Consider the following 13,078-nt stretch of genomic DNA (forward strand, 5'->3'; position numbering starts at 1 on the left):
TGCTTCCGATTGGCTGGCTGGAGGTCCCCGTCTCCGACTCGGACGGCCGCCTGAAGGGACACAAAGGTGCCAATGGCCGAGTCTAACGGGGTGGAGGGTCCCTCCAGGACGCCCGGTCCGGGAGGGCCCCTCAGGTACAGGAATGCGCCCGCGGGCTCAGGCGAGGTAGGCCGGAGCGCTCACGGGCAACGTAAATCGGAACTCGGCGCCGGCGCCGGGGGCGCGGCCGACCGTGATGGTGCCGCCGTGGGCCTCGACGATGCCCTTGACGATGTAGAGCCCGAGGCCCGTCCCGCCGCGCTTGCTGCCCCGCCAGAAGCGGGTGAAGACGCGGTTCATGGACTCCTCCGGGATGCCGGGCCCCTCGTCGCTCACCGTGACCGACGTAGCTGCGTTCTCGGCGTACTCGCCCTCGCGGGGGGACGCCGTGGCCGTGACGTCGATCGTGACAGTTCCCTCGCCGTGCCGCACGGCATTTTCCAGCAGGTTGCTCAGCACCTGGTCGATCTTGTCGGGGTCGGCCCACAGGTCGGGCAGCGGCTGCTGGACGCGCAGCAGGAACCGGTCGGCGGGCTGCCCGGCGGCGACGTAGGCCTGGATGTGCCGTCCGACGGCGGCGCCGATGTCGACGGGCTGGCGGCGCACCTCCAGGCGGCCGGAGTCGATCCGGGAGATGTCGAGCAGCTCGGCGATGAGCCGGGTGACCCGGTCGGCGTCGGCGTCGACGGTCTCCAGCATCAGGCGCTTCTGGTCGTCGGTGAAGCGTTCCCACTTGGCGAGCAGCGTGGCGGTGAAGCCCTTGACCGAGGTGAGCGGGGAGCGCAGTTCGTGGGCGACGGTGGCGATCAGCTCGGCGTGGCTGCGCTCGGTGCGGCGGCGGGCCTCGGTGTCCCGCAGGGTGACGACCAGGCGCCGGACGGGTCCGGTCGGCCGGGTACGGACGTAGCGCGCGGAGACCAGCACCTCACGGCCACCGGGCAGGAGCAGGTTGCGCTCGGGCTGTCCGACGCGGATGGCGAGGCCGCCGTACGGATCGGTCAGCTGCCACCAGCGCCGGCCCTCCAGGTCCTCTAACGGCAGGGCCTTCTCCAGGCGCTGCCCGAGCGCGTCCCGGGCCCGGACGGCGGTGATGCGCTCGGCGGCGGCGTTGAAGCAGACGACACGGCCCTGCTCGTCGGCGACGACGAGCCCGTCGGGCAGCTGGTCGGGGTCGATGCCGAGGCCGGCGTGGTCACCGGGTGGCCGGGACGCGGCGGGCGGGCTCCCGGCGTCCTGGGCTCCCGGTGCGCTGCTCGTGCCGACGGTCATCCCCGTACCCCACCTCCAAGGCTCGCAGAGGGGTCCCTGAGCTGGTCACCCTACTAGTTCCCGGTGACGGAGCGGCACCCTCCAAGGGCGCGCTGTGCACGCGCCGACGCATAGAGACATACGGCGGCGGCGGTGGCGAGGTTCAGGCTCTCGGCCTTCCCGTGGATCGGGACGCGCACGACGGCGTCCGTGAGGGCGCGGGTCTCCTCCGGCAGGCCCCAGGCCTCGTTGCCGAAGACCCAGGCGGTGGGCCCGCCCATGGTGCCCTTGTCGAGCTCGTCGTCGAGGTCGCGGTCGCCCGCCCCGTCGGCGGCCAGGACCCGGACACCGGCGTCCCGCAGCGCGCCGACGGCCCTCTCCACGGGCACGCCGACGGCGACCGGCAGGTGGAACAGGGAGCCGACGGAGGCGCGGACGGCCTTGGGGTTGTACACGTCGACGGAGGCGTCGGTCAGGACGACGGCCTCGGCGCCGGCGGCGTCGGCGCAGCGCAGCACGGTTCCGGCGTTGCCCGGGTCGCGGACGTTGGCGAGAAGGGCGACGAGCCGGGGCCGGGCCGCGAGGACCTGCTCGAAGGGCGTGTCCAGGAACCGGCAGACGCCGACGAGCCCCTGCGGGGTGACGGTGGTGGAAATGTCGGCGATGACCTGCTCGGCGGCGAGGTGCACCCGGGCTCCGGCGTCCCGGGCCGCGCCGACGATGTCGGCGTAGCGCTCGGCGGCCTCCGGCGTGGCGAACAGTTCCACGAGCGTCGCCGTGCCGCCGGTCCGATGCCCGGCGGCTTCCCGCACGGCCTGCGGGCCCTCCGCCAGGAACAGCCGGTCCTTCCCCCGGAAGTTCCGCTTGGCCAGCCGCCGCGCGGCCAGGACGCGGGGGGAGCGGGGGGAGATGAGCTCGGGGGTGGCGGGAGGCATCCGGTTCGCTTTCTCTGTAGCTGCACAGCAGGACCCGCAGACCATCCGGTCTGCGGGTCCTTCAGTCACATCGGCTCGGAGCCGGCGTCACGCAGCCTTCGGCGCGTTCACGTCGCTCGGCAGCGCCTTCTGGGCGACCTCGACGAGGGCGGCGAACGCACCGGCGTCGTTGACGGCCAGCTCGGCCAGGATCTTGCGGTCCACCTCGACGTTGGCGGCCTTCAGACCCTGGATGAAGCGGTTGTAGGTCATGCCGTTGGCGCGGGCAGCGGCGTTGATGCGCTGGATCCACAGCTGACGGAAGTCGCCCTTGCGCTTCTTGCGGTCGTTGTAGTTGTAGACCAGCGAGTGGGTGACCTGCTCCTTGGCCTTGCGGTACAGGCGCGAGCGCTGACCGCGGTAGCCGGAGGCCTGCTCGAGGATCGCCCGGCGCTTCTTGTGGGCGTTGACTGCCCGCTTGACGCGTGCCACTTGTTAACTCCTTGTAGCGGGGTCGTGGGGGTGCTCACACGACCCGAAATCGATTGGGTCCCGGTCTGACGTACGTCCGGCGCTCACGCGCCCGGACGTCACTTGCCGAGAAGCTTCTTGATCTTCGCGGCGTCGCCCGGGGCCATCTCGGCGTTGCCGGTGAGGCGACGCGTCACACGGGACGACTTGTGCTCGAGCAGGTGGCGCTTGCCGGCGCGCTCGCGCAGCACCTTGCCGGAGCCGGTGATCTTGAAGCGCTTGCTGGCACCGCTGTGCGACTTGTTCTTCGGCATAGCGCCGTACTCTCCTCGTCGGTGGCGCTCCGGTGCCCGGTCGTGAAACCGGGCACAGGTGGAGCGTCGTCTTGTATCGGTTGCTTCCTGGGACTGGCGTCCCGGGAGTCACGCCTCGGCGGGCTCCTCGGCGGGCTCTTCAGCCGGCGCCTCGTTCTCCGCGGCGTTCTGCGACTTGCCGGGGTTGGCCTTCGCATCCGCCTTGCGGGCTTCCTGCGCCTGGCGAGCCTCGGCCATCGCCTCGGTCTTCTTCTTGTGCGGACCGAGAACCATGATCATGTTCCGGCCGTCCTGCTTCGGGTTCGACTCGACGAAACCGAGGTCCTGGACGTCCTCCGCGAGACGCTGCAGCAGTCGGTAGCCCAGCTCGGGACGGGACTGCTCGCGACCACGGAACATGATCGTGATCTTGACCTTGTCGCCCTGCTTGAGGAACCGGACGACGTGACCCTTTTTGGTGTCATAGTCGTGCGGGTCGATCTTCGGCCGGAGCTTCATCTCCTTGATGACCGTGTGCGCCTGGTTCTTGCGCGCCTCACGGGCCTTCATGGCCGACTCGTACTTGAACTTCCCGTAGTCCATGAGCTTGCACACAGGCGGACGGGCGGTAGCCGCCACCTCGACCAGGTCCAGGTCGTACTCCTGCGCAAGCTCCAGTGCCTTGGCCAGGGGGACGATGCCCACCTGCTCGCCACTGGGACCGACAAGTCGCACCTCTGGAACGCGAATCCGGTCGTTGATGCGGGGCTCGGCGCTGATGGATCCTCCTCGGTAGCACCACGCGACGGTCTGGCGGACGGCCGCGTAACGTCTTGTATCGATAGACCTAACCGCGCCGAGGCAACAAAAATGCCCCGGACGATCCCAGGCGGGGCTCCTCGAACTACCGGAGCACCGCCGCGGGGGCCGCGGGGCGCGCTTTCGGACGGATCGCCGCCGCTGGGACGGGACCGCCTGACCGGTGACCCGCCGCCCTGAGGGTGATCGGGTGGGAGTTCGAAAGCCTCCACTTGTGGGTCGGTCTCGCGGGCTGTGAGGCACACGTGTCCGACCGGTCGTTACACGAGATTACCAGCAAGGGCCAGGAACGGCCAATTGGGGCGTGCCGGGGTCACGTGGGGGCCGGCCGCGCACTGCGCCTATCGTGTGGGGCATGAGTGAGACCCCTCCTGAGTCCCCCGACTTCGACGCCATGGCCCGTGACATCGCCGAGGTCCCCGCGGTCGAGGTGATCGTGACGGTCGCCGTCAATCTGATGAGCGCCGCCGCCGTGAAGCTCGGTCTGACCGAGGAGGGCGAGAAGCACAAGGACCTGGACGAGGCCCGCAAGCTGGTGCACGCCCTGGCCGGTCTGCTGGACGCGACGGCGACCGAGATCAGCTCCTTCCACGCGGCTCCCCTGCGCGACGGTCTGAAGTCGCTGCAGCTGGCCTTCCGCGAGGCCTCGCTCGTCCCGGACGAGCCGGGCCAGGGGCCGGGCGAGAAGTACACCGGCCCGGTCTACGGCTAGCCGGGACCTCAGCGCACGAAGAGGGGCTCGCCGGGTGGCGCCGCCTCGGCCGGCAGCAGCGCCAGGTCGAGACCGCGCACCAGGCGGGCCCTCAGTGTTTCGTCCGCCGCCAGCCGCTGGGCGACCGCCCGGGCGGCTTCGGCCGGAACCGCGGACGGGTCGAGGACCAGGGCGAGCGTGCCGTCGGCCTGCCCGGGGCCGAGGTGGGCGCGCACGACGGCGGGCTCGGCGGCGACGGCGTCCCGTACGGCCCCGACGACGGCCGGGTCGGTGAGCGGGTCGGTGCTCGCACGGCCCTCGGCGAGGGCGAGCAGGGTGGGGCCGGTCAGCTCGAAGGGCACCGGTCCGGCCATGTCGAGCACGACCGTGTCCGCCTTCTCGTGCGCGGCGGCCTGCAGGGCCTGGTGCAGCGGTACGGCGACGGGGCGGGCCTGCGGGTCCCAGCGGGCGAGGGAGTCCGTGGAGGTGAAGGCCGGCAGGGCGGTGCGGTCGCCGGCCTTGAGGGTGGGGACGGCCATGTCGCTGGTCTTCTCGCGGCGCAGTCCGTTCTCGTCCTCCTCGACCTCGCCGAGCACCGCCACCACGGGCACGAGCAGCCGGGCGCCCTTGAGGGCGGCGAGGACCGGGCCCACCGCGCTCCGGTCCTCGGCCCAGGCGGCGAGTGCCGCGCCCAGCCGGGGGTCGGCGGAGCCGTCGTCGTCGGAGAAGCCGGAGTCCGGGATGTTCTTGTTCGCCACGCGTCGACCCTATCCGCCGGGCGGTGCGCTCCCGGCAGCGGCTCAGAAGTCCTCGCGGCTCCCGCGGCTCCCGCGGCTGCCGCGCCACAGCACGACCGCCGCGACCAGCAGGACGCCGCCGGCGCCGCCCGCGAGGGGTGCGGCCCAGGCGGCGGTGCCGTCGCCGGAGGCATCGTCGTCCGGTCCGCTGCCGAAGTACTTGGTCCCGTGGGACGCGGACTGCAGATCCTCGGGCTTGAGCCGGCCGGCCGCCCTGATGGCGGCCGCCGGGTCGACGAAGCCGTAGCCCCGGGAGTCGTCCCGGCCGCCGGTGGGGGCGTTGCGGGCGGTGTCCTCCAGGAGTGACTTGATCTGGGCCGGGGCCAGCCCGGGGTGGGCCGCCTTGACCAGGGCGGCGGCGCCGGACACGAAGGCGGCGGCGGCGCTGGTGCCCCAGCCCTCGTAGTACTTGTGGTCGGGGTCGGCGATGACGACGTCGACGCCCGGGGCGCTGACGGTGGCGTACCAGCGGCGGGTGGAGAACGAGGCGCGGGTCCCGGCGCGGTCGACGGCAGTTGCGGCGATGACGCCCGGGTAGGCGGCCGGGTAGGAGATGTGGTCGCCCTTCTCGCCGCCGTTGCCCGCGGAGGCGACGACGACCACGCCCTTGCCCAGGGCGTACTGGACGGCCTGGTCCTCGGCGGGTTCGGGGTGCGCGGAGGCGGAGTCGTCCCCCAGGGAGAGGTTGATGACGTCGGCGCCGTGGTCGGCGGCCCAGCGGATGCCCTCGGCGAGGGCGTTGCCGCGGGTGCTGCGGGCCTTGGCCCGGGAGGGGTCACCGTCCTCCAGGATCACGCGCACGGGGAGGATCTTCGCCTCGGGGGCGATGCCGATGACGCCGTCGGCGTCGCCCGGGCCGTGCCCGTGGCCGGCGATGATCCCGGCCATGGCGGTGCCGTGCCGGGCCCAGGCGCGGTCGCCGGGCTCGGCTCCGAAGCGGACCAGGTCCTTGCCGGGCAGGACGTTGCCGACCAGGTCGGGGTGGTCGGCCTCGACGCCGGTGTCCAGGACGGCGACGGTGATGCCCCGGCCCTTCGTGGTCTGCCAGGCCTCTTCGGTGTGCATGGCCGCAAGGGCCCACTGCTGGGCGCGGATGCCGTCGGCGTGGGCGGTGGCCGCGGGGAGGAGGACCAGGCCGACGGTGAGCAGGGCGCCGAGGGCGGCGGCCTTGCGGGACGGCCTGCGCGGGTGTTTCCCGGCCGGGGCGTGCGCGGCGGTCACGAGGGCTGCTCCGAGGCCGATCGGGCGTCTCTGCGGAGGTCGCGTTCGACGCGGTCGGCGAGGCCCTGCGCCTCGTTGCCGAGGCCGGCCTGGGCGACGGCGGTGGTGGCGTCGGCCTCCATGGCGTCCCCTGCGGGCTGCGGCTCGTCGACGGTGCGGCCGTCGGCCCAGCCGGAGACGGCGTAGACGACGACGGGGACCTCGGTGAGCACGGAGACGGTCCAGGAGGCACGCTGCCGGGTGCCGAAGCCGGCGGCGGGCGTGCCCTGCGCGGCGTACGGCAGGGGCATCAGGTCGCTGCGGCGGTCCAGGCGCTCCTTGCGGAAACGGTTCGCGAGGGCGGTCGTGCCGGGGGCGTCCGCCGTGGTGAAGAGCAGGCCGACGGTGGTCACGTAGCTCTCGGTGGCGTCGGTGTAGGTGGCGCGCAGGAGGCGCTCGCAGCCGACGGGGGCGAGGGCCTTGCGCAGCAGCGGGTCGAAGGCGTCCTTGCAGCCGCTGTCCGGGGCGACGGCGATCCGGGTCCAGGTGCGGTCCGCTCCGCCGGGGCCGGCGCCCCGGCCCTGCACGGTGGGCGGGAACAGCTGGTCGACCGGGACGCTGTGCCAGAGGTCGCGGGCCGCGGCGAAGGTGCTGGGTGAGCCCTCGTCGCCGGAGCCCCCGACGAGCCAGCTGCCGGTGGCCGCTCCCGAGATGAGCCCCAGCCCGAGCACGAGGCAGGCGGCGGCCGCGGCGGCCCGGGGGGTTCCGCGCCGGCCGAGCGGCCGGGGCCGCGCGTCGCCGTCGTAGCCCTCGGGCTCACCGAAGGACACCACGGGGCGCGTGGCGCTCCAGGAGAGGGCGGGGTCGGGAGAGACGGGGGCGGGGTTGCGGAGTGGTGGTGCGGAGGGGGCGGGCCGCCGGGTGGGCGCCGGGGGCACGCTCAGGTCCCGCCCTGTGGTGGCGCCGGTGCCGGTTCCCGCCGGTACCGGCGGCTCGTGGGCGGGGCGCGGCGGGGTGGGGCGCGCGGATCCGGGGCGGGCCGCCGTCGTCCTCTCCGGGGCGGGGCGGCCGAAGGGTGCGGCGGGTTCGTCCGCTCCCGGGTCCGCGGGGACGGGGCGCAGGCGTGCGGTCGTCTCGGACGCGTGGTCGCCGGGGGCGCCGGGATGGCGGGGCGGGGGCAGGCGGAACGGCCGGCCGGTCGTCTCCGGGGCCGCTCCGGCCGCAGCGTCGGGACGCCCGGGCGCGGAGAGGCGGAAGGGCCGGCCGGAGGACTGCGACGAGGTCCCGTCCTGGGGGCCCGAAGCCGCCGCCCGGCCGGAGGACTGCGACGGGATACCGTTCTGGGTGCCCGTCGCTCCCCGGCCGGAGGACTGTGCGAAGGCCCCGTCCTGGGGGCCCGAACCGCCTGCCCGGCCGGTGGACTGTGACGAGGTCCCGTTCTGGGTGCCCGCCCCTGCCCGGCCGGAGGACTGTGCGAAGGCCCCGTCCTGGGGGCCCGAACCGCCTGCCCGGCCGGTGGACTGTGACGAGGTCCCGTTCTGGGTGCCGGCGCCTGCCCGGCCGGAGGACTGTGCGAAGGCCCCGTCCTGGGTGCCCGAAATGCCTGCCCGGCCGACGGAGTCCGGCGTGGGGAGGTGACGCGGCCGCGACGGGGGCTGAGGTGCTCCGGGTGCGGTGCGTGCCTCGCGGCCGACGCTGGGCGGCTGGTCCGGGAAGCGCGTGGAGGCGCGGGGCGGGGGCAGCGAAGCGGACCCGGTGTGCTGGGGGGTGGTGGCACCGGGGGCCGGGACACCGAGGCTCGGGAAGCGGGGGCGGCCGCCCCGGGACGGTTCCGCCCCGGCAGCCGGTCCGGTGGCGGGTTCGGAGGACGTGCCCGGGGTCTTCCGCTCGCCCTTCGGCGAATCCTTCGGTGATTCCTTCGGCGGGTCCGTCGCCGAGTCCTCCGACGCGGCCGGGGGGTGTGACGGGCGCGGTGGGGCGGTGGGGCGTGGGGGGAAAGAGGCGCGTTGCGCTTCCGTGCTCATGCACCCCCCGTTTCCGCATGCCCGGGCCGCTCGTCTCGCGCGGGCCGGTGTCGTCCTGCCCGAGCCCGGCACACAGTCGTCCCGGGCACACCTACCCGTACGGAGGGAGCGTCATCCCGGCGCGGATCCCCGGCCGGCGTCATCCGCCGTACGTGCGCGTCACTCTACGGCTTGTTCCTGGGCGAACGGGAACCAGTCCACAACGGCGGGGCATCTGCCCGGAACGTCCCCCTACCCTGCGGTAATCGGGTCTGGCAGGCTGCGTTCATGACTGCGCGCGCCTCCGACCGGGCCCGTTACGACCGGGCCACCGCCCATCTCGACGCCCCCCTCGCGATCGTGGACCTCGAAGCCTTCGACGCCAACGCCGCCGACCTGGTGCGCCGCGCCGGAGGCAAGCCCGTCCGGGTAGCCAGCAAGTCCGTGCGTTGCCGGGCGCTGCTGGAGCGCGTCCTGGCCCGCGACGGCTTCGCGGGGATCATGTCGTTCACCTTGGCCGAGTCGCTGTGGCTGGCCCGCTCGGGGTTCGACGACGTGCTGCTCGCGTACCCGTCCGCCGACCGTGCCGGGTACGCCGAACTGGCCGCTGATCCCAAGCTCGCCGCCGCCGTGACCGTCATGGTGGACGACGTCGCCCAGCTGGATCTGATCGACGCCTCCCGGGGTGGCGGGCGTGAAGTGGTGCGGGTGTGCCTGGAGTTGGACACCTCCTTGAGGCTGCTCGGCGGGCGGGTGCGGGTCGGGGCCCGGCGCTCGCCGCTGCACTCCCCCGCCCAAGTCGCCGAGGTGGCGCGGGCGGTGGCCCGGCGGCCCGGCTTCGAGGTCGTGGGGATCATGGCCTACGAGGGGCATGTCGCGGGTGTCGGGGACTCGCTGGCCGGGCGTCCGCTGCGGTCCCGTGCCATCCGGCTGATGCAGGCCGCCGCCAAGCGTGAACTGGCCGAGCGGCGTGCGGAGGTGGTGCGTGCGGTGCGGGCCGTCGTGCCGGGGCTGGAGTTCGTCAACGGCGGCGGTACCGGCTCGGTGCAGCACACGGCGGCCGAGGAGGCGGTGACCGAGATCGCCGCCGGGTCGGGTCTGTACGTGCCGCGCCTGTTCGACAACTACACGTCCTTCAGCGGCCGTCCGTCGGCCCTCTTCGCCCAGCCCGTCGTGCGGCGGCCGGGCGTGGGAGTCGTGACGGTCCTGGGCGGTGGGTATCCCGCCTCGGGTGCGGCGGGTGCCGACCGGTCGCCGGTGCCGTACCTGCCCGAGGGGCTGCGCTACGACCCGCAGGAGGGCGCCGGCGAGGTGCAGACGCCGCTGCTCGGCTCGCCCGCCGACGATCTGCTGATCGGCGACAAGGTGTGGTTCCGGCACGCGAAGGCCGGTGAGTTGTGCGAGCGGTTCGACCGGCTGCACCTGATCGAGGGCGACGCGGTGACCGCGACGGTGCCGACCTATCGCGGCGAGGGCCACACGTTCCTGTAGGCGTCAGCCGGCCGGGCCGATGCTGCTGCCCACGCCGCCGCCGGTGTCCGCGTCGCCGAAGGGGCGGATGCCCTTGGTGATGCGGTCCATGTCGGCGAGCGGCGGACCGTCCTCGCCTGCGTCGAAGACGTACCGGACGAGGACCGGCGACTCGGTGCCGACGCTGGAGGGGAAGACCAGCGACTGGACGTAGCCGCCGGGGCCCTTGGCGGTCGTGACGCGCCAGCGCACGAGGTACCCGGCGCGGCCCGCCACCGCGACCGGCCCGGATTTCACGAGCCGGTGCGACTCCAGGCCGCCGTGGAGTTCGCGGCCGAGCCGGTCGCTGTCGTAGGCCTCGTCGGCGGCCTCGGAGATGTCCGCTTGGGCCAAGGCCTCGGGGGACTTCTCGTCGTTCTCGGTCACCGTGCGGGAGAAGACCATGCCGTGGCGGCACAGGCCCACGCCGCCGGGGCAGTCGTAGGTGCCGTCGGTCGTCATGACGACGTCGTCCTCGGCGACGTACTGCGGGCGGACCCAGCCGTCGAGCAGCGGGAACGTGATGCCGTTGAGCTGGTCCTCGACGAGCGCGGGGTCGTCGGCGGACGGTTGCGAGGTGGACGCCTCGGGGGTCGGCTGCGGCGAGCCGGGCGTGGTCCCGGGTGCGGAGGTCGGGGCCGTCCTGGTCTCCGTGCCGTCGCCGTCGCCCCGGTCGAGGGCGACGGCTCCGGTGACGATCGCCGCGACCAGGACGGCGCCGACGGCGGTCAGGGCGACCGCCTTCGTCCGGCCCGGGCCGCCGCCCGGCGGCGGGACGGCGGGCGCTTCGGGCGCGCGGCGGTGCTCGGTCCAGGCCCTGCCGTCCCACCAGCGCTGCTGGTGCGGGGCGTGCGGGTCGGGATACCAGCCGGGCGGCGGCGTCGGGCTCATCCCGGCACTGTAGGGCGCGACGCGGCCCCCGCGGACACCCGCTTAAAGGGGTGTGACGTACGCCCCGGCGATCCCGCCGTCGACCAGGAAGTCGGTGGCGTTCACGAAGGAGGAGTCGTCGCTGGCCAGGAAGGCGACGGCGGCGGCGATCTCCTCGGCCTCGGCGAACCGGCCCAGCGGGATGTGCACCAGGCGGCGCGCGGCCCGCTCCGGGTCCTTGGCGAACAGCTCCTGGAGAAGCGGGGTGTTGACCGGGCCCGGGCACAGGGCGTTCACGCGGATGCCCTCGCGGGCGAACTGCACCCCCAGCTCACGGGACATGGCGAGGACGCCGCCCTTGGAGGCCGTGTAGGAGATCTGCGAGGTCGCCGCTCCCATCCTGGCGACGAAGGACGCGGTGTTGATGATCGAGCCCCGGCCCTGGCGCCGCATGTAGGGGATGGCGGCCTTGCAGCACAGGTAGACGGACGTGAGGTTGACCTCTTGGACGCGCTTCCAGGCCTCCAGGCCGGTCTCCAGGATGGAGTCGTCGTCGGGCGGGGAGATGCCGGCGTTGTTGAAGGCGATGTCGACGCTGCCGTAGGTGTCGTGGGCGGTCCTGAAGAGGGCCTCGACCTGCTCGGGGTCGGTCACGTCGACCTTCACGAAGGTGCCGCCGACCTCCTCGGCGGCGGCCTTGCCGCGGGTGTCGTCGACGTCGCCGCAGACGACGTGGGCGCCCTCGGAGGCGAGGCGGCGGGCGGCGGCGAGGCCGATGCCGCTGCCGGCTCCGGTGACGACGGCGGTACGGCCGACCAGGCGGCGGCAGATGTTCTCCTGGGCAGTCACTGTGCGGGGCCCTCCGTGCTGATGAAGACGTTCTTGGTTTCGGTGAAGGCGGCCAGGGCGTCGGGACCGAGCTCGCGCCCGACGCCGGACTGCTTGTAGCCGCCGAACGGGGTCCAGTAGCGGACGCTGGCATGGGAGTTGACGGACAGGTTGCCGGCGCGGACGGCCTGGGAGACGCGCAGGGCACGGCCGACGTCGCGGGTCCAGATGGAGCCGGAGAGGCCGTAGGGGGTGTCGTTGGCCAGCCGGATCGCGTCCTGCTCGTCGGTGAAGGGCAGGAGCACGGCGACCGGGCCGAAGATCTCCTCGCAGGCGGCGGCCGAGTCGGGGCTCTCCCCGGTGAGGACGGTCGGCGGGAACCAGAAGCCCGGCCCCTCGGGTGCGCTGCCGCGCAGGGCCTCGGCGGTGTCGGGCACGAAGCTGCGAACGCGGTCGAGCTGCTGCCGGGAGATCAGCGGGCCCATCTGGGTCTTCTCGTCGGCCGGGTCGCCCACCACCACGGCGGCCAGGGTCTTCGCGAGGAGTTCGCGGACCTCGTCGTAGACCTGCTCCTGGACCAGGACGCGGGTACGGGCGCAGCAGTCCTGGCCGGAGTTGTCGAGGAAGGAGAAGGGGTCGACGGCGGTCTTCAGGTCGGCGTCGGCGAAGACGATGTTGGGGCTCTTGCCGCCGAGTTCGAGGGTGACGGGTTTGACCTGCTCGGCGCCGAGGGCCGCGACGCGTGTCCCGGTCCGGGTGGAGCCGGTGAAGACGATCTTGGCGACTCCGGGGTGGCGCACCAGGGCGTCGCCCGTGATGTCGCCGCGTCCCGGCAGCACCTGGAAGAGGTGCTCCGGGAGCCCGGCCTCCAGGGCGAGTTCGGCGAGGCGCAGCGCGGTGAGCGGGGTGGTCTCGGCGGGCTTGAGGATGACGGCGTTGCCGGCCGCGAGGGCGGGTGCGGTGCCCCAGGCGGCGATCGGCAGGGGGAAGTTCCACGGCGCGATCACGCCGACGACGCCGAGCGGTTCGAGGATCGTGACGTTCAGGCCGCCCGGCACCGGGATCTGCCGGCCGGTGAGCCGCTCCACTCCCCCGGCCGCGTAGTCCAGCAGGTCGCGGACGTTGCCGGCCTCCCAGCGGGCGTTGCCGATGAGGTGGCCGGCCTCGCGGACCTCCAGCCGGGCCAGCTCCTCCAGGTGCTCGTCGACGGTGGCCGCGAAGCGGCGCAGCAGCCGGGCACGGTCCGCGGGGGGCAGGGCGGCCCAGATCCGCTGTGCCCTGGCGGCGTGGGTGACGGCCGCGTCGACGTCGGCCGGACTCGCCCCGGCGACGGCGGCGACGACCTCCTCGGTCGCGGGGTTCAGTACTTCCAGAAGGTGCTCGGAAGACACGAAGG

Annotated in this window: 13 protein-coding genes; 2 read left to right on the plus strand and 11 right to left on the minus strand. The window is 73.7% G+C overall.

Features of this window, described 5'->3' with window-relative positions:
- Positions 1–156: 156 nt before the first annotated feature.
- The 5 genes from ABTX60_RS19005 to infC all read right to left on the minus strand — a co-directional run bounded on the left by ABTX60_RS19005 (position 157) and on the right by infC (position 3,745).
- Positions 157–1,308: a sensor histidine kinase gene (locus ABTX60_RS19005; protein WP_352098174.1), complete on the minus strand. Its 1,152-nt coding sequence runs from the start codon at positions 1,306–1,308 to the stop codon at positions 157–159.
- A 53-nt stretch (positions 1,309–1,361) separates the two neighbouring features.
- Positions 1,362–2,222, minus strand: a complete 861-nt coding sequence (locus tag ABTX60_RS19010; protein WP_352098175.1) for a TrmH family RNA methyltransferase — start codon at positions 2,220–2,222, stop codon at positions 1,362–1,364.
- A gap of 87 nt (positions 2,223–2,309) precedes the next feature.
- Positions 2,310–2,693, minus strand: a complete 384-nt coding sequence (rplT, locus tag ABTX60_RS19015) for a 50S ribosomal protein L20 (RefSeq protein WP_003989074.1) — start codon at positions 2,691–2,693, stop codon at positions 2,310–2,312.
- A gap of 98 nt (positions 2,694–2,791) precedes the next feature.
- The gene (gene rpmI, locus ABTX60_RS19020) at positions 2,792–2,986 is read right to left on the minus strand and encodes a 50S ribosomal protein L35 (protein ID WP_003977225.1); all 195 of its coding nucleotides are present in this window, start codon (positions 2,984–2,986) and stop codon (positions 2,792–2,794) included.
- Positions 2,987–3,094: 108 nt separating this feature from the next.
- Complete coding sequence (gene infC / locus ABTX60_RS19025) at positions 3,095–3,745, minus strand: translation initiation factor IF-3 (protein ID WP_107458419.1); 651 nt, start codon at positions 3,743–3,745, stop codon at positions 3,095–3,097.
- A gap of 394 nt (positions 3,746–4,139) precedes the next feature.
- Here infC and ABTX60_RS19030 point away from each other — a divergent pair, with 394 nt between their 5' ends.
- A complete protein-coding gene (locus ABTX60_RS19030; protein WP_062925865.1) occupies positions 4,140–4,496 on the plus strand; it encodes a DUF1844 domain-containing protein in 357 nt (118 codons plus the stop codon).
- Positions 4,497–4,504: 8 nt separating this feature from the next.
- On the opposite strand, the gene ABTX60_RS19035 is transcribed toward ABTX60_RS19030, so the two are convergent.
- Genes ABTX60_RS19035 through ABTX60_RS19045 form a run of 3 tightly spaced genes read right to left on the minus strand, consistent with a single transcriptional unit; the run spans position 4,505 to position 8,496 of the window.
- Positions 4,505–5,233, minus strand: a complete 729-nt coding sequence (locus ABTX60_RS19035; protein WP_352098176.1) for an SseB family protein — start codon at positions 5,231–5,233, stop codon at positions 4,505–4,507.
- A gap of 42 nt (positions 5,234–5,275) precedes the next feature.
- The gene (gene mycP / locus ABTX60_RS19040; protein ID WP_352098177.1) at positions 5,276–6,493 is read right to left on the minus strand and encodes a type VII secretion-associated serine protease mycosin; all 1,218 of its coding nucleotides are present in this window, start codon (positions 6,491–6,493) and stop codon (positions 5,276–5,278) included.
- Positions 6,490–8,496, minus strand: coding sequence for a hypothetical protein (locus ABTX60_RS19045; RefSeq protein WP_352098178.1), 2,007 nt, complete (start codon positions 8,494–8,496; stop codon positions 6,490–6,492). Before ABTX60_RS19045 ends, mycP begins: the two co-directional genes overlap by 4 nt.
- A gap of 267 nt (positions 8,497–8,763) precedes the next feature.
- On the opposite strand from ABTX60_RS19045, the gene ABTX60_RS19050 reads away from it, so the two are divergent.
- Positions 8,764–9,966, plus strand: coding sequence for an amino acid deaminase/aldolase (locus ABTX60_RS19050; protein ID WP_352098179.1), 1,203 nt, complete (start codon positions 8,764–8,766; stop codon positions 9,964–9,966).
- 3 nt (positions 9,967–9,969) lie between these two features.
- Here ABTX60_RS19050 and ABTX60_RS19055 read toward each other — a convergent pair whose 3' ends face one another.
- Genes ABTX60_RS19055 through ABTX60_RS19065 form a run of 3 tightly spaced genes read right to left on the minus strand, consistent with a single transcriptional unit; the run spans position 9,970 to position 13,073 of the window.
- Complete coding sequence (locus ABTX60_RS19055; RefSeq protein WP_352098180.1) at positions 9,970–10,875, minus strand: DUF2510 domain-containing protein; 906 nt, start codon at positions 10,873–10,875, stop codon at positions 9,970–9,972.
- A 42-nt stretch (positions 10,876–10,917) separates the two neighbouring features.
- A complete protein-coding gene (locus ABTX60_RS19060) occupies positions 10,918–11,703 on the minus strand; it encodes a 3-oxoacyl-ACP reductase (RefSeq protein ID WP_352098181.1) in 786 nt (261 codons plus the stop codon).
- Positions 11,700–13,073: an aldehyde dehydrogenase family protein gene (locus ABTX60_RS19065; RefSeq protein WP_352098182.1), complete on the minus strand. Its 1,374-nt coding sequence runs from the start codon at positions 13,071–13,073 to the stop codon at positions 11,700–11,702. Before ABTX60_RS19065 ends, ABTX60_RS19060 begins: the two co-directional genes overlap by 4 nt.
- Positions 13,074–13,078: the final 5 nt, after the last annotated feature.

This window comes from Streptomyces sp. NPDC126510 (assembly GCF_040302345.1).
GTDB lineage: Bacteria > Actinomycetota > Actinomycetes > Streptomycetales > Streptomycetaceae > Streptomyces.